Annotated in this window: 17 protein-coding genes and 1 riboswitch; all 17 genes read left to right on the forward strand. The window is 44.3% G+C overall.

Translation table 11 applies throughout. The annotated features are described in order from the left end of the window. The first annotated feature begins 93 nt into the window (after positions 1 to 93). Positions 94 to 224: riboswitch (SAM riboswitch) on the forward strand. A gap of 114 nt (positions 225 to 338) precedes the next feature. The 17 genes from metA (at position 339) to glnA (ending at position 20,598) form a co-directional block, all read left to right on the forward strand. After that, the gene (gene metA, locus ACN6KS_RS08210) at positions 339 to 1,259 is read left to right on the forward strand and encodes a homoserine O-acetyltransferase MetA (RefSeq protein WP_042186211.1); all 921 of its coding nucleotides are present in this window, start codon (positions 339 to 341) and stop codon (positions 1,257 to 1,259) included. Between the two features lie 36 nt (positions 1,260 to 1,295). Then, positions 1,296 to 2,468: an aminotransferase class I/II-fold pyridoxal phosphate-dependent enzyme gene (locus ACN6KS_RS08215; RefSeq protein ID WP_094870525.1), complete on the forward strand. Its 1,173-nt coding sequence runs from the start codon at positions 1,296 to 1,298 to the stop codon at positions 2,466 to 2,468. A gap of 267 nt (positions 2,469 to 2,735) precedes the next feature. Next, positions 2,736 to 3,872, forward strand: coding sequence for a cyclic dehypoxanthinyl futalosine synthase (gene mqnC, locus ACN6KS_RS08220; protein ID WP_094870524.1), 1,137 nt, complete (start codon positions 2,736 to 2,738; stop codon positions 3,870 to 3,872). Positions 3,873 to 4,173: 301 nt separating this feature from the next. Then, positions 4,174 to 5,016, forward strand: a complete 843-nt coding sequence (locus ACN6KS_RS08225) for an SPFH domain-containing protein (protein WP_094870523.1) — start codon at positions 4,174 to 4,176, stop codon at positions 5,014 to 5,016. Between the two features lie 11 nt (positions 5,017 to 5,027). Then, a complete protein-coding gene (locus ACN6KS_RS08230; protein ID WP_042125648.1) occupies positions 5,028 to 5,198 on the forward strand; it encodes a toxin-antitoxin system HicB family antitoxin in 171 nt (56 codons plus the stop codon). Positions 5,199 to 5,696: 498 nt separating this feature from the next. Then, positions 5,697 to 7,634, forward strand: a complete 1,938-nt coding sequence (thrS, locus tag ACN6KS_RS08235; protein WP_094870560.1) for a threonine--tRNA ligase — start codon at positions 5,697 to 5,699, stop codon at positions 7,632 to 7,634. Positions 7,635 to 8,115: 481 nt separating this feature from the next. Further along, positions 8,116 to 8,616 (forward strand): 3D domain-containing protein, encoded by a 501-nt coding sequence (locus ACN6KS_RS08240; protein WP_440962378.1) that lies wholly within the window; start codon positions 8,116 to 8,118, stop codon positions 8,614 to 8,616. Positions 8,617 to 8,792: 176 nt separating this feature from the next. Continuing rightward, entirely contained in the window at positions 8,793 to 8,936 is a 144-nt protein-coding gene (locus ACN6KS_RS08245; protein ID WP_156113077.1) for a hypothetical protein, read from the forward strand. A 238-nt stretch (positions 8,937 to 9,174) separates the two neighbouring features. Further along, positions 9,175 to 10,257 (forward strand): cell wall-active antibiotics response protein LiaF, encoded by a 1,083-nt coding sequence (liaF, locus tag ACN6KS_RS08250; protein WP_094870522.1) that lies wholly within the window; start codon positions 9,175 to 9,177, stop codon positions 10,255 to 10,257. Beyond that, positions 10,258 to 11,334, forward strand: a complete 1,077-nt coding sequence (locus ACN6KS_RS08255) for a HAMP domain-containing sensor histidine kinase (protein ID WP_094870521.1) — start codon at positions 10,258 to 10,260, stop codon at positions 11,332 to 11,334. 3 nt (positions 11,335 to 11,337) lie between these two features. After that, entirely contained in the window at positions 11,338 to 11,991 is a 654-nt protein-coding gene (locus tag ACN6KS_RS08260; RefSeq protein WP_042186223.1) for a response regulator, read from the forward strand. 652 nt (positions 11,992 to 12,643) lie between these two features. After that, positions 12,644 to 14,314: a S1C family serine protease gene (locus ACN6KS_RS08265; RefSeq protein WP_094870520.1), complete on the forward strand. Its 1,671-nt coding sequence runs from the start codon at positions 12,644 to 12,646 to the stop codon at positions 14,312 to 14,314. A 102-nt stretch (positions 14,315 to 14,416) separates the two neighbouring features. Continuing rightward, complete coding sequence (locus ACN6KS_RS08270) at positions 14,417 to 15,106, forward strand: response regulator transcription factor (RefSeq protein WP_094870519.1); 690 nt, start codon at positions 14,417 to 14,419, stop codon at positions 15,104 to 15,106. A 1-nt stretch (position 15,107) separates the two neighbouring features. Next, positions 15,108 to 16,562, forward strand: a complete 1,455-nt coding sequence (locus tag ACN6KS_RS08275) for a sensor histidine kinase (RefSeq protein WP_094876478.1) — start codon at positions 15,108 to 15,110, stop codon at positions 16,560 to 16,562. Between the two features lie 60 nt (positions 16,563 to 16,622). After that, the gene (locus ACN6KS_RS08280) at positions 16,623 to 17,579 is read left to right on the forward strand and encodes a 4-hydroxy-3-methylbut-2-enyl diphosphate reductase (protein ID WP_440961772.1); all 957 of its coding nucleotides are present in this window, start codon (positions 16,623 to 16,625) and stop codon (positions 17,577 to 17,579) included. A gap of 264 nt (positions 17,580 to 17,843) precedes the next feature. Then, positions 17,844 to 18,890 carry a 3-deoxy-7-phosphoheptulonate synthase gene (gene aroF, locus ACN6KS_RS08285; protein ID WP_440961773.1) on the forward strand — a complete coding sequence of 349 codons (1,047 nt, stop codon included), beginning with the start codon at positions 17,844 to 17,846 and terminating at the stop codon, positions 18,888 to 18,890. Between the two features lie 283 nt (positions 18,891 to 19,173). Further along, a complete protein-coding gene (glnA, locus tag ACN6KS_RS08290) occupies positions 19,174 to 20,598 on the forward strand; it encodes a type I glutamate--ammonia ligase (RefSeq protein ID WP_060624822.1) in 1,425 nt (474 codons plus the stop codon). Positions 20,599 to 20,616 lie beyond the last annotated feature (18 nt).

Consider the following 20,616-nt stretch of genomic DNA (forward strand, 5'->3'; position numbering starts at 1 on the left):
ATTTTGAGGCTTCTTCAGCATTGTATGGACTTGACGAAAAGGAGGTTCATGATTTAAAGTGAATTTTAAAGTAATTTAATTGAATACAGCTAAATCTTATCAAGAGCAGGTGGAGGGACTAGCCCTATGAAACCCGGCAACCGGCGTGTAAACGCACGGTGCTAATTCTTGCGGAATTTCTGCAGACGTCTAATCGTCTTCAGGAACATTCTGGCAGATGAGAGAGGCGCATATGACTGTAGATATGACCTTTCTCGATTTCCGAGGAAGGTCTTTTTATTGTTCAGCAAGCCGCAGTGCGGCAAAACAACTAAATTCAGCTAAGGAGTGGAAAGACAATGCCAATTAAAATTCCCGACAGTTTACCGGCGAAAGAAGTACTATCCGGAGAAAATATTTTTGTGATGGACGAAAGTCAGGCTTTCCATCAGGATATCCGTCCACTACGGATTGCTATTCTGAACCTCATGCCGACTAAAGAGACGACAGAGACTCAATTGCTGCGTTTAATTGGAAATTCGCCACTACAAGTTGATGTTACTTTATTGCATCCGCGTTCCCATATTTCCAAGAATACTTCTGCGGAACATTTGAAGAGCTTTTACAAAACCTTTGACGAGATCAGCCACCGCCGTTTGGATGGTTTAATCGTTACAGGTGCTCCTGTAGAACAAATGGAGTTCGAGGAAGTATCGTATTGGGAAGAGCTGAAAGAAATTTTTGAATGGAGCAAGGACAATGTGACTTCAACTATGCATATTTGTTGGGCGGCACAGGCAGGCTTATATCATCATTTTGGTGTTCGTAAAGTGGCATTGCCTGAGAAATGTTTTGGCGTCTTCCCTCATACGATTAATCAAAATAACATTAAACTGTTGCGCGGCTTTGACGAGGTGTTCCATGTACCACACTCTCGTCATACCGATGTCTCCCGTGAAGATATTGAGAATAATCCAGATCTGCAGATTCTGGCGGAATCCGAAGAAGCTGGTATGTATCTAGTGGCTACAAACGACGGAAAACAAATATTTGTGACCGGACATTCCGAATATGATCCTCTATCCTTGAAATGGGAATATGACCGTGATGTGTCTAGAGGGATGGAGATGGCTTTGCCGAAACATTACTTCCCTAAAGATGATCCAGAACGTACACCTCCAGCAGTATGGCGTGCGCATGCCAATTTATTATTCTCTAACTGGCTCAATTACTATGTATATCAAGAAACGCCTTATGATATCGACCCGATTGTTTATTAATAATAACGCTACAATATAAATTAGGAGGCATTAATCATGGATGACAAACTTAGGATTGAAAGTAGACTGGCTCAAATAGGTTCTCAAGAAGATCCAGCCACTGGAGCAATTAATTTTCCGATTTATAATGCAACGGCATTTCGTCATCCAAAACTCGGTCAGAGCACAGGGTTTGATTATAGCCGCACCAAGAGTCCGACCCGTTCAGTACTTGAGAATGCAGCTGCGGAACTGGAATCTGGAGATGCAGGATTTGCTTGTAGCTCAGGGATGGCAGCGATACAAACGGTGCTTACCTTGTTCGCTCAAGGCGACCATTTGATCGTTTCGCTGGATCTTTACGGCGGTACCTATCGTTTGTTGGAACGGATTATGTCCAAGTTTGGAATCACTGCTTCTTATGTAGACACGAATGATTTGGATGCACTGGAAGCTTCACGTCGTCCAAATACGAAAGCTGTATTTATTGAAACGCCAACGAATCCACTTATGATGATCACGGATATTGAAGCTGTATGCACTTGGGCACGTCACCATGGGTTACTTAGCATTGTAGATAATACCCTGCTGACTCCATTCTTCCAACGGCCTATAGAATTAGGTGCGGATATTGTAGTTCATAGCGCTACTAAGTATTTGGGTGGTCATAATGATGTACTGGCAGGCCTAATTGTATCCAAGGGTGTAGAATTATCAGCTGAAATAGCTATTCTACATAACTCTATTGGAGCTGTACTTGGACCAACAGACAGTTATCAGTTGATGAGAGGCTTGAAGACATTGGCGCTGCGTATGGAGCGTCATGAGAGCAATGCACTAGCGATTGCTCGATACTTATTAGAGCATCCAGCGGTTGCGGAAGTGTTCCATCCAGGATTGCCGGATCATCCAGGACATGAAATCCAGAATCGCCAATCTTCAGGCAATACCGGTATTTTTTCTTTCAAATTAAAAGATGCCAGATACGTGGAGCCGCTTCTTCGTCATATTCGTCTGATTGCATTCGCAGAGAGCCTTGGCGGCGTAGAGTCACTTATGACTTATCCGGCTGTACAAACGCATGCTGATATTCCAGTGGAGATTCGAAATGCTGTGGGGGTAGATGACCGATTGCTACGTTTCTCCGTCGGTATTGAACATGCAGAGGATTTGATTGCTGATCTTGGCCACGCCCTGGAAGCTGCTAAGACAGAAATTGACCCCGAGTAACAGCAAGAGATGTTCACTCAAGCGTTAGTGGAAAAATAGAGGATAACTAGCAGTATCGCTAAGTGCGATGCTGCTTTTCTTCTGGATGGGAATTTGCGAAGAATGTAAAAGCATTTTTCAAGCTGTTCAGATTGTGATACGATGAGGAAATGAACTGTTCAATTGTATGAGAAAGGGTTGTCATCTTGAAAAAGAGACAACGTTTTTTCTTCCTGTAATTTTGTGATTCTATCATACCCCTAAGGGTTTAGAAGGAGGATGCGAACGATGAGTGCGATAGATCTTATTTTGGACAAAGCCCTACGGGGTGAACGTCTCCAATTGGAAGATACCATCCGACTGTTCGAGAGCAACGAAATTGAGAAAATGGGTGCAGCTGCAAACACCATAATGGAACGCTGGCATCCAGACCCGATGGCCACGTTTGTAATTGGTCGTAATATTAACTATACGAATGTATGTGATGTCTACTGTCGTTTCTGCGCATTTTATCGCAGACCGGGCTCTGATGAGGGATATGTACTGCCGGATGAGACGATTTACCAAAAAATTGCTGAGACTATCGCTGTAAATGGTACAGAAATACTGATGCAAGGCGGTACGAACCCAAATCTTCCTTTCAGCTATTATACCGATATACTTCGCGGAATTAAGCAACGTTTTCCTGAGATTACAATGCATTCCTTCTCTCCTGCTGAGATTATGAAGATGAAAGAAGTATCTGGATTATCGCTCGAAGAAGTTGTGCGTGAAATCCATGCTGCTGGCCTGGATTCATTACCAGGTGGGGGAGCGGAAATTCTCGATGATCGTACACGCCGTAAGATCAGCCGACTTAAAGGCTCATGGCGCGAGTGGATGGACGTAATGCAGACAGCGCATAAGATCGGTATGAATACGACAGCTACGATGGTCATTGGACTTGGTGAGAGTATGGAAGAACGGGCACTGCACTTACTTCGTGTGCGTGAGGCTCAGGACGAGTGTATTGCCAACAAATACGATTCAGAGGGTTTCTTGGCCTTTATCTCTTGGACATTCCAACCGGACAATACCAACCTGAAGCTGGATAGACAAACGCCTGAGGAATACCTGAAGACGGTAGCCATTAGTCGCCTTGTTCTAGACAACATTAAGAACTTCCAATCCTCTTGGGTAACAATGGGACCAGAGGTGGGCAAGCTTTCCCTTCAATATGGCTGCAACGATTTCGGCAGTACAATGATTGAAGAAAACGTAGTATCTTCTGCGGGTGCGACCTACAAGGTCAACATCGAGTCGATTACTCAATTGATCCGCGAAGCAGGCAAAATCCCGGCACAGCGGAATACACGCTACGATATTCTGCGCGTGTTCGATGACCCGAATGCGAAAATTGCTAATGATTTCATCATGCAGAACTAATATATAAATCAATTTAACGCTTGTTGCTCGTTAATCCGTTTAGTGGATGATTGAGCAGCAAGCGTTTTTTTTTGTAAGGTTAAGATTTAGATCGTTAGCCAGCCTCATTGCAGAAGATGGCTGAATCTTCCCTAGTTATGTCTTCTACGCAATCGAAGCTTGGTGTTGGGTACGCCTTGAAAATGAAGGTTAGGGATCTGTGAACATAAATTCATTATATTATTACATTTCTGTATACACATTATTATCCAAAAGTGATATCATAATCATATCAAAAGAATATCTTATGGGGGTGCTTTTTATGAAGGAGAAAACGCTTCGTCCTATCAGCGGATTTTGGGTTATTGCATTGATTGCAGTTTGTTTGGGGGGTGGAATTTACGGTGCTGTTCAGGAGTATGTCGCAGTATCGGTCATTCTATTCGTTGTAGCGGTAGTGTTAAGTACAAGTATTACGGTTGTACAACCTAATAAGTCAGTTGTAGTTACCTTTTTTGGTAAATATATTGGGACTATCGCAACGAGTGGATTGTTTGCAGTCATTCCGTTCAGCGTTCGTAAGACGGTTTCCCTACGCGTTCGTAACTTTAACAGTGTGAAGCTTAAGGTCAATGATGTCGAAGGTAATCCGATTGAAATTGCTGCAGTAATCGTCTTCAAGGTGATTAACTCCGCTAAAGCCCTCTTTGATGTAGATAAATACATGGCTTTCGTAGAGATTCAGAGTGAAACGGCGCTGCGTCATGTAGCCAGCAAATACCCTTATGATAACTTCAATGAATCTGGGATGTCCCTGCGTGCCAATGCAGATGAAATTGCTAAAGAGTTAGCGACTGAGCTTCAAGAGCGCTTGTCCTTATCTGGCGTAGAAGTCATTGAAGCCCGGCTTACACATTTGGCTTATTCAACAGAAATCGCCAGCACCATGTTGCAGCGGCAGCAAGCTTCTGCCATTCTATCTGCTCGTCAAATTATTGTTGAAGGTGCAGTTGGCATGGTCGATATGGCAATTAAACAGCTTAAAGAGAGTGGTGTAGTGGAGCTTGACGAAGAACGTAAAGCGGCCATGATCAATAATCTGATGGTGGCGATCGTGTCGGAGCGCGGAGCGAGTCCGGTCATTAACGCCGGCTCGTTGTATTAAGGCGGTGCATCATGGCGGCCAAGAAAAGCTTTCCATTGCGGATCGATCCGGATCTGCATGAGGCGTTGGAACGTTGGGCGGGAGAGGAATTTCGCAGTGTAAACGGACATATCGAATACTTGCTGCGTGAGTCTTTGAAACGTGCAGGCCGCTTACCTGAAAGGAAACGCCGAGAAGAGTAGCCTGTTAAGGACAGTTCTAGCGCAGTTGCCTGGATGTAGAACTGTCTGTGTAGGTGACTGTTTCTGCGGTTTACAAAATTTTGCCCCCTCTACAGACTTGACTGTCAGAGAGGACAGATTTATAATTACTCCATAATTCACGTTAACAGCTTTGACAAAGATATGAATGGATTGTTCTGGACCGTATCAGAGAGAGGGAACATGGGCTGTAATTTCCTCCGGTATCCTACTATCGATTTACCCCTTTGTAGCTGCGGTTATGAATTCCCTGAAATGGGATAGTAAGAACCGCCGGTTCATGGTCGTTATTCCATGCTTACGAAGGATTCTGACTCGATTCTGCTTTAAGAGCGGATTGAGAGAATCGAATTTGGGTGGAACCACGGGTGCAATCGCTCGTCCCTTTGCGGGACGGGCGTTTTTTGTATGCGTGGATATTTCCGTTTCGAAAAATTTAAAATTGTTGTTTGGCTTAAGGAAATGAAGGAGGAAATTAAAATGGTAAGTATTAAACTTCCGGACGGCTCTGTTCGGGAATACGCAGAAGGTAGTAATATTGATGATGTAGCGGCTTCTATTAGTAGTGGACTTCGCAAGAATGCGGTGGCAGGGAAATTGAATGGTATTGTCGTGGATCTGTCCACTCTGCTTGAGGAAGGCGCTTTGATAGAAATCGTAACTTTGGATTCACCTGAAGGCTTGGAAGTTATGCGTCACAGTACTGCCCACTTGATGGCACAAGCTGTAAGACGTTTGTATGGAACAAAGGAAGTTAAGCTTGGTGTAGGTCCAGTTATCGAAGATGGCTTCTACTACGATATGGATTTGGAACATCCGCTTAATCCTGAGGATCTGTTAAAGATTGAAAAAGAAATGGATCGTATTATCTCTGAGAACCTTCCAATTGTACGTAAGGAAGTTAGCCGTAAGGAAGCGCTCCAAATATTCGGTGAGCTAGGTGATCCTTACAAACTTGAACTAATCGAAGCATTGCCTGAAGATAGTGTAATTTCGATCTATGAACAAGGCGAATTCTTCGACTTGTGCCGTGGACCACACTTACCGTCGACTTCTAAGATCAAAGTCTTTAAATTGATGAATGTAGCTGGTGCTTACTGGCGCGGCGATAGCAAGAATAAAATGCTTCAGCGCGTATACGGGACAGCTTGGATCAAAAAAGCACAGCTCGATGAGCATCTTCGTCTGCTTGAAGAAGCGAAGAAACGCGACCACCGTAAGCTGGGTAAAGAGCTTGAAATCTTTACATTTAATCAATTGGTAGGTCAAGGCTTGCCGATCTGGCTGCCTAAGGGTGCTAAATTGCGCAGTATTCTGGAACGTTACATTGTGGATTTGGAAGCAAGTCTAGGATACCAGCATGTATATACTCCAGTTCTCGGTAATGTTGAACTATATAAAACTTCTGGACACTGGGAGCACTATCAAGAGGACATGTTCCCTAAAATGACAATTGATAATGAAGAGTTTGTTCTTCGTCCAATGAACTGCCCGCATCACATGATGATTTATAAGAGCTCGATGCACAGCTACCGCGATCTGCCGATCCGTATTGCTGAGCTTGGTATCCAGCACCGTTATGAAATGTCAGGCGCATTGACTGGCTTACACCGTGTACGTTCGATGACTCTTAATGACTCCCATATTTTCTGCCGTCTGGACCAAATTAAAGGTGAGTTTATTCGTGTAATCGAGTTGATTAAACAGGTTTACAGTGACTTTGGTATTAATGACTACCGTTTCCGGTTGTCGTATCGTGATCCTAAGGATACTGAGAAATATTACGCGAATGACGAAATGTGGGAGACTGCACAGCGAATGCTGCGTGAAGTTGTAGAAGAAGCTGGTCTTCCATTCTACGAAGCAGAAGGCGAAGCCGCCTTCTACGGTCCAAAGCTGGATGTTCAGATTAAGACTGTATTAGGCAAAGAAGAAACGCTCTCCACTGTACAGATCGACTTCTTGCTGCCTGAACGCTTTGAACTTGAATATATCGGCGACGATGGTCAGAAACACCGTCCAGTCGTTCTGCACCGTGGTATTTTAGGGACTATGGAGCGCTTTGTTGCTTTCTTGTTAGAGAACTTTGCGGGATCACTGCCGCTTTGGTTGTCTCCACAGCAAGTTAAAGTTATTCCAGTATCCACTGCCTTCGACGATTATGCTAAGGAAGTTACGGACAAGCTGCGCCGTCGTGGGATCTCTGCTGAGCCAGATCTGCGCAATGAGAAGCTGGGTTATAAGATCCGTGAAGCACAGCTCGAGAAGCTGCCATACATGTTCGTAGTCGGCGAGAATGAAATGAATGCTCAGACAGTTTCCATCCGCAAACGTGGGGAAGGCGATATTGGAGCTAAGCCGCTTCAAGAAGTCATTGAGCTGCTGTCTCAGGAAATTGCAGACCGTGTAATCTCCTAATGACATGAAATCATTCACACTAAAAGCACGTTAATAATGACCTCTGTCATATGCCCATGAGGATCTGGAAATGGATCCTCATGTATAAAATTTTGTGAATCGGGAAACCTTCGCTAATAAGGGGGAGGTTTATCACATGAACAAAATGGGTATATTTCAGAGGTTTTGGTGTCTTTTCGTCACAATAGTCCTACTGCTGACTGCTGCAGGTATCATTCCTGAATCCAAGCATCAAGCGGTTGTGGCCAATGGGACAGAAGACACGTTACAGCACACAGATATTAGCAAATTACCAACGAGCGAGTTGCAACATACTCAGGCAAATTCTGTTTCTATGAGAACCAAAGAACAGCAAGCTATTCTCACCACTGGCCGTGCTACCTTGTTCTCAAATGAGCCGTATTCCAGCATTCCAATCGTTCCTGCGACAACAAAAAATAAACCAGTAGCTACAAAGTCACCACAGAGCACTAAAGCTCCGATTACCAAAGGGAGTGGGGGCAAAGGCTCTTCAAAATCGCCGAATTCTGTCCCTGTAGCTGCACCAGCTCCTGATCAGATCATTACTTCAATGAAGGTGATGGCGACGGGTTATACTGCGGGTTATGAATCTACGGGTAAAACGTCTAAACATCCCGAATACGGAATCACCTATTCAGGTGTGAAAGTACGTAGAGATAAGAATACAGTCTCGACCATTGCTGCTGACCCTAAGGTAATCCCGTTAGGGAGTATACTTTATATACCAGGTTATGGATACGGCATCGTTGCTGATACAGGATCTGCCATTAAAGGGCGGAAGATTGATTTGTATTTTGCTACTACGAAGCAGGTATATAAGGAATGGGGCAAAAAATCAGTTGTAGTTCAGCTCATTAAGCGAGGAAACGGTACATGTACAGAAGTGATGCTGAAGAAGCTTACTCAGGCGATTGAGACCTATAATGCTGTACCGCAATCCCTGCTGGAAGAATCCATTTAAGATATAGCGGTTAAACTTCAATGAATTTGGTGGATTGAACTTAATTTCACTTGGTCATGCATAATAGTGACATCACCTTGCCATAATACGGACTGGGGCAGAGCATTAGCCTCATCCGAGATGTTCTCTTAGTAAGCATTATCTATGCTGCATAAGGGATAAGGGAGGTGAATTCCGTGGCTAATAATAAAAAATCTAAAGTTCAAGAAAATTACAAAACACCGAATGAAAAATACAATGCTGAGTTTGCTGTTGAAAATGACGGCGCTACTAAGCAAAGTGGAAATACTTCTAAACCAGCTCAGAAACCGCAACAATAATGCGCTTCTGAAGCAGAAGACTGTTGAATAAAGAGACTGTCCCAGATCAGTTTATAACTGAGGGACGGTCTTTTTTCATATTTATAGTACTATATAGAATAATATCCCAATCGTCTCCGTCTAGAGACTGAGTGGAAGTTCCTTCTCTCGCCGCTGTTTATGAGTGCTTCCTTCCTGTAGACTAAGGCTATAAGATTGAAGAAGAGAGCGTTCCACTAATTTAAAGGGGAAATGGAATATGAAAAGAAGGTTCACAAGTCAGATTTTTGGCGGCTTGATCCTGATAGGGATTGGAGCCATGTTTCTACTTAGACAATTGGGTTACACCGATTTTAGCTTAGGTTATTTGATCTCAAATTATTGGCCTGTTATTTTGATCCTCATGGGGATGAAGCAACTTCTGGGTACGGGCGACGAACATCAAAAAGGTGGATCTTCACCTATCGGCGGTTTATTCTTTCTGGCGATCGGAGTGTTCTTCCTCGGACGAAATTTGGACTGGTTCGATATCTCAGCCGGGGATTTTTTCAAAATGTTTATTCCAATCATGTTGATTGGCGGCGGTCTTTATGTAATTTTCAAACCACGAGGTTCAGGTTCTGTACCACCGGTGCCGCCGGCTCCACCATCACCACCTGATTACTTTCCTCCAGGAAAAAGCTCACTGGATGTAGAACCGCCAAAGCCGCTGGATTCCACATTAGATGAACAATTCGAGCAGAAATTCGGCAAACCTTCTGGTCAGCGAGACTGGAATATCAATCTTCAAAAAGATGAAGAAGACGACGAGGACGAAACGGGAGCTTATAAATCCACCGCAGAATCACGTTGGCAGGAGAAACAGGAGCGCCATGAGCGCAGACGTCAGGAACGTCATGAGCGTCACGCTAGAAGACATGGGGAATGGCATGAGGAGTTCCATGAGGTAAAGGGTAGCAAGGAGTCGACCAATCGCTCTGCTTTTATCGGGGATGTCCACATGGGGCGCGAGCATTTCCAACTGAAGAACACGAATGTCTCGCAGTTTATAGGTGATACTGTCTTGGATCTGACGAACGCACAAATTGCTTATGGCGAGACGAAGATTAATATTTCCGCTTTTATCGGCGATATCAAGGTGTACATTCCGAATGATATGGATCTTGGGATCTCAGTGAACAGCAGTTCTTTTATCGGTGATATGGAAGTACTGGATCAATCACGTAGTGGATTTATGAGCAGTGTGCAATGCAAAACACCTTATTATAAAGAAGCGGGCAAAAAAGTCCGCATTAACGTAAGTGCTTTTATAGGTGACATTAAAGTTAAAACGGTGGGTTAGATGGGAACAATCTTCAGTAATACCAAATGGTTGTTGTTGTTTTACTTTTTGCTCACTGGAGCCGTTAGCGCCGGGTTGATGTATGCAGGCACTTGCCTTGGGTATATCGAAGTAATGGATTATCGCATGTGGCTATATTTATGTCTTGGAATCGTGTTGTTCACTGTTGTAATCGGCTATATGGCAGGTCAGCGCATTCAGCGGCGGATTGATCATCTGGATCTAAATATGCTGCAGGTGGCAAAAGGGAATCTGTCCGTACGTATGCCAGAGAGTGATGACCAGTCTTTTGCGAGAGTATACCATGAATTTAATGTCATGATGGATACGGTTGAGAACAAGATGCAGCTTCTTCAGCGTTTGGGTGAACAAGAGGTTATTGAGAAGGAACAGGCAGCGGAGAGTGCGGTGTTGGAGGAAAGAAGGCGTATGGCCCGGGATTTGCACGATACGGTGAGCCAACAGCTTTTTGCCATCCATATGTCGGCTTCTTCGCTGCCTAAAGTGCTGAAGGTCAATGAAGCTCAAGGTCAATTAGTAATGGATCAGTTAATTGCCATGTCACAGATGGCACAAAAGCAGATGAGAGCGCTCATTGCACAGTTGCGACCGGTGGAGCTGGAAGGCAGGAATCTTTTCGAAGCACTGGAAAAATGGTTCCCTGATTATTGCCGCCAGAACGGCTTAAAAGGAATGAAGGAGCTTGAACTGCAAGGAGAATTGTCTGAGGCCATTGAACATCAGCTGTTCCTGATTATTCAGGAGGCAATGGCGAATATTGTGAAGCATGCTGAGGCTAGACTGGTGAGTCTATCGCTGCGTGAAGGGGCTAGACAGGTTGTTCTGAGTATTAGTGACGACGGTCAAGGCTTTGAACATATACAGCAAAAACAGGGTTCCTACGGTCTTACCACCATGCGCGAACGTGCGGAGAAACTGGGTGGACAAGTGGAGATCATTAGCCGTAAGGGTGCGGGAACGACCATACGCGTACATATCCCTAAGTTTGTACAAGGGAATGCTGAGTCAGAGAGAACAAGAGCATTAGGAACAGATACAGAGGACGAGGAGGAATAGAGCATGAGTGTCATAAGAGTGTTGCTCGTAGATGATCACGATATGGTACGGATGGGTCTTAAAACATATCTGATGCTGGAGCCGACGTTTGAGGTTATAGGTGAAGCAGCGAATGGACAAGAAGCGCTGGAGATGCTGCGTGCTGGTGGACATGAAGGCTTGCCTGATCTCGTACTAATGGATCTGATGATGCCTGTGATGAATGGTGTGGAGACTACTCGTGCAGTGCTGTCAGAATTTCCTGGTCTCAAAATCGTTATCTTGACCAGCTTCCTAGAGGATGATCTTGTCGTGGATGCTATCGAAGCTGGAGCAGTCAGCTATGTGCTCAAAACCGTGTCAGCAGAGGAGCTGATCTATGCACTGCAAGGCGCATTCCGTGGTATGCCAGTCATGACTGGTGATGTATCGCAAGCATTGACGCGTGGCATACGCCAGCGTACCGTACAAGGCGATTCCTCCGGTTTGACGGAGCGTGAGAAAGAAGTCCTGCTGCTCATTGCTGAGGGGAAGACCAATAAGGACATCGGCGAGGAACTACATATCAGCATCAAGACAGTGAAGACGCATGTCAGCAACCTGCTGATGAAATGCGAGCTGGATGATCGAACCCAGTTGGCAATTTATGCTCATCGGAAGGGTTGGGCTCAGGGGTAAGGATTGGTGTTTAAGATGATTTGGAGTAGTTTATGGGACTTAAAAGTAAGTTATAGGGAAAACTTCCCTTTAGACTTGAGTTTTACGCTTGTATACAGGATTATAGGGAAATCCTCCGTATAAATTTCTTGTTTTTCTCATAAATAACTATAATGCTGAGAATTATAGGGAGGTATTCCCTTTAAATCTTGATTTCTTGTGATTTTTGGTTAATTATAGGGAGTTTTTCCCTATAACTATTGATCGTTATTTGTTCTTTGTTCATGGACTTCGTTCATGGACGTCGTTCTAGGGTTTTGTTCTAGGTTGTATGTTGGAAGTTCGGGCCGCGTTGTTTTCCGCGCCCGAGCTTCTTTTTTACTTCCCTGCTTAGGGAATGGGTATCAGAGCGGAAAGTTTACGTCCGCCTTTGAAATCATGTTCCACCCGCAGGGTCAATTCATAGGAACATGATTTCAAGAGCGGTGTAGCCTGAAACCCAGTCCCGCCCAACAGCGGTGTGTCTTCTGATACCTAATCCCGTCTATTCGCCTATATCTTTTATCTCCGCTTAAATTGTTTTTAATGTGACCTTAAGGTTTAAAGTACAAAATAAGAAACAAGAAAACAAATTAATCCTTGTCGGGCGACAGGATGCAGGAGGTAAATAAACATGGACGATAACAAAAACAACTTTAATCGTGACAATGGACCAGCACCAGATCGGGATTGGGACAATAATAACCATAATAGCAATAATAATCAGTCATCCGAATCCGGATCATCATACTACTATTCTTATGGACCATTTAAATCATTGAACAAAGATGAAAGTAACGTTGACGGAAGTGCTCAGCATTACAACCGGATGGAGCCGGAGCGGGTCGAGATTACACCTCCACAGCCTGTAAAACAACTTCCATATAACAGTTCATATCGCAGTACAGGCTTCGATGGTAATGGTGGTGGAAGAGGTGGAAACGGCGGAGGCGGTTCTGAAGGTGGCGGTGGCTGGCAGTTTAATAAAAAACCAAAAAGCTCAATGAAAACAATATTTGTTTCCTTCTTAGCGGGTATGGTCGTTCTCTCAGGTTCTATGTTCATGGCAGATCGAGGCAACTGGTTCACAGGAGATGCAGCTTCAACCATTGCGAGCTCAGAATCGAATGGAACGGCGAAGACGACGAATGAGAGTGCTAGTACTACACCTAATACTACAACTACATCATTGGTGAAAGGATCTCGTGATGTGACTGGCGTAGTGGATGCGGTTGGACCAGCAGTCGTCAAAATTGAGACGCTAGTGAAGTCCGGTTCACGTAATGGAAGTTCATCCAGTCCGAATTTGAGTGATCCGTTTTCTCAATTCTTTTTCGGAGATCAATATGGCAGCAATGGTTCTTCACAAAATGAGCAGGACTCGAAGTCAGGTTCAAACTCCTCATCGCAGCTTATCCCTTATGGAATTGGAACAGGCTTCATTTATGAGAAATCTGGATATATTTTGACGAATCAGCATGTCATTGAAAATGCCGATGTCATCCAAGTTACAGTGGATGGGGTGACGAAACCATACGAAGCGAAATTGCTAGGTTCCAGCAAAGATCTGGATTTGGCCGTTCTGAAGATTGAAGGAGACAGTGATTTCCCTACAGTTGCCCTGGGAGATTCGGATAGTCTGAAAGTAGGTTCAGAAGTGGTTGCTATCGGTAACCCACAAGGCTTCGACCATACAGTAACCTCTGGTGTTCTTAGTGCAAAAGGACGCAGCATCGATATTAATGAAGAAGATGGTAGTGGAACACGCAACTACAAGAACTTGCTGCAAACTGACGCTTCTATTAACCCAGGTAACTCTGGTGGTCCGCTGCTTAATATGAATGGACAGGTAATTGGTATGAATGTAGCCGTTAGTACGGATTCCCAAGGGATTGGTTTTGCTATCGCTGTGAACACGATAAAAGAAGTCGTAGATAAACTGGAAGCGAACCAAGCGATTCCAAAAGAACCCGTTCCATTTATTGGTGCAACACTTATGACGATTACGGATGAAGTTGCTAAGCAAATGGGCACAGATATTAAAGAAGGATCTGTCGTTGCAGATATTATCTTTAAATCACCAGCGTATGCCGCTGATTTGCGCCCTTACGATATCATTACAGGTGCAAATGGAACGCAATATGCAACAAACCAAGATCTGATCGCTTTCATTCAAACGTTAAAAGTCGGTGACAAAGTAACGCTGAATGTGGTGCGTGATGGTAAAAAGCTGGATCTCTCCGTTACAATCGGCAACAAAAATGATTTTGATACAACGACTACTGGGCAAAGTCAGCAACGATAACACCGGACGGTGAATCACGCGGAAGGGGCAACCCTTCCGTTTTTGTCTAATCATGGTATGACTGCTACAATATAAATAAACAGAAACAATGGGGGCTGCTTGATGCGACCGAATATTCTAATCATTGATGATGATGAAAAAATTATTTCCATGCTTCGCCGAGGACTAGCTTTTGAAGGTTACGATGTAAAGACTGCGGTGAATGGAGCGGATGGGTTACGAGCAATCCTGAGCAGTGATCCGGATGTGGTGATTCTGGATGTTATGATGCCTCAGGTGGATGGATTTGAAGTCTGTCGTCGTTTGCGTGAAGGAGGCAGTAATGTGCCTGTTCTAATGCTTACAGCCAAGGATGAAATTGAGCATCGTGTGAAAGGGCTTGATCTGGGTGCGGACGATTATCTAGTTAAACCATTTGCGCTGGAAGAATTACTTGCACGTGTACGAGCATTACTACGACGTAAGAGTGAACAAAATGGCGGCAGTGAGCAAGCGGTTACTTATGAGGATATTACCTTAGATGTAGATTCACGGGAGGTTACACGCGCCGGTAAAAGACTGGAACTGACAGCGAAGGAATTTGAGCTGCTGCATCTCTTTATGCAGAATCCGAAACGGGTGCTTTCGCGGGATCTGATTATGGATAAAATATGGGGTTATGATTATAGCGGTGAATCAAATGTACTTGAGGTATACATAGCTATGCTACGTCAAAAGACGGAGGAGCATGGCGGTAAACGCCTCATTCAAACGATCCGGGGTGCCGGTTACATTCTAAGAGGTGACAACTAACATGTCTATAAGATTGCGGCTGACTGCTTGGTATTCAGGGATTTTGGCCGTTATGCTGCTGGCCTTATCAGCCGCAATTTACGGTTTTGTCTATTTTAATACGTATGGGGACTTGAAGGATCGACTAAGAGTGCAAGCTGAACAGACGAAACCCTTGTTTAGTATTGATCGCTACAATGGTGAGTTGAAGCTTGGAGGAGTCAGACGTCCTGAAAATTCCAATATGTATACACAGATTTATACTTATGGTAGCAAAAGCTTATCACAGTCGACAAACATGATTAATTTTGGCCTACAGTTTGATTATCCTGCTCAAGATAAGGTTGTACAGGGATATCGTAATGTTGTTGTAGACGGCAATCAGTTTTTGATCTACGAAATGCCTATTTCTTTAGAAATAGAGAATTTTAATAATAATCCAGTTGCTGTATTACAAGTCGCTGCTTATGTGGGTGAGCAGAGTAAGCTCTTGGAGCGTTTGAAAAATATATTGCTCGTCGGTTCTTTTGCTACCTTGATCGCGGCATTTACCTTTGGTTTATTCCTGGCCCGTAAAGCGATGAGTCCCATTGGAAAAGTAATTGAAGCTGCGAATGGGATTCAGACGGGAAATGACCTAAGCTCACGTATTGAATATGATGGACCTCCAGACGAAATAGGAAGACTTATTGAGACCGTTAACAGTATGCTTGGGCGTATGGAAGGATTCTACACAGAGCTTGAGGATTCGTATGCGGCTCAGCGTCGTTTCGTATCGGATGCTTCACATGAGCTGCGGACTCCGCTCACAACCATTCGCGGGAATATCGATCTGCTGCAAAAAGTATGGGAGATGGAGCCGGGTGAAGGGAAGATGAGCGAGGCTGAAATTCGCCAGCTCTCCATGGAATCGGTGAAGGATATCGCGGACGAGTCTAAGCGGATGAGCCGACTGGTAGCGGATATGCTCTCTCTTGCGCGTGCTGATACAGGGCGAACCTTCGAGATAGAACCCGTGGCATTGGAACCAATGATGACTGAGATTGCTCGTCGGGCGTCTTTCCTGCCTCGGCAAGCGGAGTGGGTTACTGGAGATATGTCTGCTTTAAATGGGAAATATGTTGTTGGGAATAAAGATTATTTACAACAAATGTTGTTTATTTTCATCGACAATGCTTTTAAATACACACCTTCTGGCGAGGTGAGTTTAGATACGATTTTCTATCAGAACCAGGTTGGTATTCGGATCACCGATACGGGTATAGGTATGGATAAAGATGAGGTTCCATATATTTTCGACCGTTTCTATCGTGCAGATGAATCACGTGGAATTACAGAAGGGATTGGGCTTGGTTTATCCATTGCGAAGTGGATTATTGACGAACATGGTGGGTCTGTGGAAGTTGTTACTCGTCAGGGTGAGGGAACTACTTTTGTGATCTGGCTTCCGCTTCTCTTTGCTCCACCGCTGGAATAGGGTATAATTTAAAGTGTGTCCTATTACAGAAGTCAACGAAAGCAGAAAGTTGGTGAAGTCATGGAAGTCATTAAAATTTCTCCCCGGGGATACTGTTACGGAGTCGTCGATGCAATGGTAATGGCAAGGCAGGCTGCGCAAAATCTCGATCTTCCCCGGCCGATTTATATACTGGGCATGATTGTTCATAATAGTCATGTCACAAATTCGTTCGAAGACGATGGCATTATTACCTTGGACGGTCATAATCGTCTGGATATTCTAGATCAAGTAGACAGTGGGACTGTTATATTCACTGCTCACGGGGTTTCACCTGAGGTGCGTAAGATGGCAAGGGATAAAGGATTGACTACGGTTGATGCGACCTGTCCTGATGTCACCAAGACCCATGATCTTATTCAGGAAAAAGTAGATGATGGCTATGAGGTCATTTATATCGGCAAGAAAGGCCATCCGGAACCGGAAGGTGCTGTTGGTATTGCTCCTGAGCATGTGCATCTGATTGAAAAAGAAGATGAGATCGCCACATTATCCATCCCTTCTTCACGGATTGTTATTACGAATCAGACTACTATGAGCCAGTGGGATATTAAACATATCATGAAAAAGCTCCTAGAGACCTTCCCGGGTGCCGAAGTGCATAATGAGATATGTATGGCTACTCAGGTGCGTCAAGAGGCTGTAGCGGAGCAGGCGGGCCAGTGTGATCTATTGATTGTCGTTGGTGATCCGCGAAGCAACAATTCTAATCGTCTGGCACAGGTGTCGGAAGAAATTGCTGGAGTTCCTGCTCATCGGATTTCTGATGTGTCTGAACTGAACACAGACTGGCTGAAGGGTGTAAATATTGTGGGTGTTACTTCTGGTGCATCTACACCTACCCCAATTACCAAAGAAGTTATTCATTATTTGGAACAGTATGATTCCGAGAATCTTGAGACATGGGAGATCAAACGTACTGTAAATATGGCGAAGCTACTTCCTCCGGTTAAGAAAAAGAGTGCAAGTACATCATAATCGCTGTAAGCGAACTTATATATTTGAATTGTGACAAGAGCGCGTAACCTCGTCTATCGAGGTTACGCGCTTTTTTTATATGAAGCAAGCGGTTTCATCTTATTAATCAGGAAACAGGATTGACGGTAAAGGATTTTTAGAGTAAAATCGCTTTATCGGTTAAAAGCATAAAAGCTTAAAAGCTTAAAAGCGAACACGCGTCGTAGTGTGAGTGTACTTAGCGGAATTATTATAAATTTTAAGTGTAGAGAGGAAGTTATTAAAATGATCGTCATTACATCCAATCAAACGCCAGAAGAGCAGGTTAAAGATATTATTGCAGTTATCGAAAGAGAGGGCTTGCAGGTACATCTCTCTAAAGGTGCAGATCACACCGTTATCGGTTTAGTAGGAAGTGTCACACCTAAGCTTGCAGAGCATTTGCGGCAAATGAAGGGTGTGGAGAACGTCGTGAAAATCTCCAAGTCCTATAAGCTAGCTAGCCGTGATTTCCACCCAGAGGATACCATTATCGATATCAAGGGTGTAAAGATCGGTGGCGAGAATCTGGTAATCATGGGCGGGCCTTGTGCTGTGGAGTCACCAGAGCAGATTGATGAGATCGCTCGTCTAGTTAAAGCATCAGGTGCTCAGGTACTGCGTGGAGGCGCGTTTAAGCCCCGTACAGGTCCTTACAGCTTCCAAGGTGTAGGTGTAGAAGGTTTGACGATGATGGCTGAAGCAGGAAAGCGTCATGGCTTGTTAACCATTACAGAGGTTATGACACCAGAGTATGTGGATATTTGTGCAGAACATGCGGATATCCTCCAGGTAGGTACACGGAACATGCAGAACTTTGATTTACTGCGCAAGCTGGGTACTTGCGGAAGACCGGTCCTTTTGAAACGTGGCTTCAGTGCAACTTATGATGAGTTGCTCAATGCAGCGGAGTACATTTTGGCCGGCGGAAATAAGGATGTAATGCTCTGTGAGCGTGGTATTCGTACATTTGAGACTTATACACGTAATACACTGGATCTATCGGCTATTCCGGTTCTACAAAGCTTAAGCCACCTTCCGGTAATCTCTGACCCCAGTCATGGTACTGGACGTCGTGAATTAGTTGAACCTATGGCCAAAGCATCGGTTGCTGCTGGTGCGAATGGTCTAATCATCGAAATGCACACAGATCCGGACAATTCCATGACAGGTGACGGTGTTCAATCGTTATTCCCTGAACAGTTCGATAATCTGCTTAAGGATCTAGAAAGGCTTGCTCCAATTGTTGGACGTAAGTTTTCAACTTCGCTAGAAACAGTTTCGGCGCTATAATATGTAAGCATATCGCTACCTTGGAAGCCCTCTAAACCCGCGCTATAACGGGATAGTTGGGCTTTTTTTCTATTGGATAAGTTAGAAATGTTATGAATATTAACGAAAATAATGGATTTCACGAAAGCGTTAGAATATCTTACATTGCTGAAAGAAATACCTGACATAAGCATTGACGATGTTAGGTATGAGATTTATAATGACGACAGCAAATAAAAATGAAACAAGAACATTTGCATACTGTGAGGGGCTTAATGTTCGGAACTTGGGGGAGGAAAAATTCATGTCGGTTGAAAAAGTGTTGCAAACAATTAAAGAAAACAATATCGAGTGGGTAGATTTTCGATTCGTAGATTTAGGTGGCCGTGCTCACCACATTTCTCTGCCTGCTTCTGAAGTGGAAGACGAAACTTTTGTAAATGGGGTAGCATTCGACGGTTCTTCCATCAAAGGATTCCGTGGTATTGAAGAATCAGACATGGTTATGATGCCTGATCCGAACAGTGTGTTCATTGATCCGTTTACAGCTCATCCAACGCTGAACGTAATGTGCGACATTTTCACTCCTGATGGTGAACGCTATGAGCGCGATCCTCGCGGTATTGCTGTGAAAGCTGAAGAATTCCTGCAGAAGAGCGGAGTTGGAACATCGGCATTCTTCGCACCTGAGTCTGAATTTTTTATCTTTGATGATGTTCGTTACGAGAGCGGTATGAACAGCTCCTCATTCTTCGTAGATTCTGAAGAAGCGGCTTGGAATACGGGTCGTAAAGAAGAGGGCGGCAACCTGGCATTTAAAGTTGGCGTTAAAGGTGGATATGTACCTGTAGCACCTGTGGATTCCCAACAGGATATCCGCAGTGAAATGTGCCGTCTGCTTGCTGAAGTTGGACTACGCATTGAGCGTCATCACCACGAAGTAGCCACTGCAGGTCAAGCGGAAATTAACTTCCGTTTTGATACCTTGAAGAAAACTGCTGATAATCTCATGACTTATAAATATATTGTACAAAACACTGCACGTCAGTACGGAAAAGTAGCGACTTTCATGCCAAAACCACTGTTCGGTGATAATGGTAGCGGAATGCACGTACACCAATCCATCTTTGATGGAGACACTCCTTTGTTCTACGAAAAAGGCGCCTATGCTAACTTGAGTGAAATGGCTCTTCATTATATTGGTGGTATTTTGTACCATGCACCAGCTCTGATCGCTTTGACTAACCCAAGCACCAACTCCTTTAAACGTTTGGTTCCTGGTTACGAAGCACCGGTTAACTTGGTATACTCCAAAGGAAATCGTTCTGCAGCAGTTCGTATCCCGGTAGCAGCTGTGACACCAAAAGGCTGTCGTATCGAGTTCCGTACACCGGATTCCACGGCTAACCCTTACTTGGCATTCTCCGCCATGCTGATGGCAGGTCTGGATGGAATCAAGAACAAGATCAACCCACAAGAACTGGGTTACGGTCCTCTGGATAAGAACATCTATGAATTGTCCGATGCAGACAAAGAAAAGATTCGCAGCGTTCCAGGCAGCCTGGGCGAAGCGCTTGATTCTTTGGAAGCTGATTACGAGTTCCTTACTGAAGGCGACGTATTTACTAAGGACTTCATTGATAATTATATTGCTCTGAAACGTTCCGAGGCTCAAGAGGTTGCGATTCGTGTTCATCCACATGAATATTCTCTGTACTTCGACCTGTAAGATTGCTTAGATAAATAA

Origin of the sequence: Paenibacillus nitricinens, assembly GCF_052056485.1 — a bacterium.
GTDB classification, from domain to species: domain Bacteria; phylum Bacillota; class Bacilli; order Paenibacillales; family Paenibacillaceae; genus Paenibacillus_AQ; species Paenibacillus_AQ nitricinens.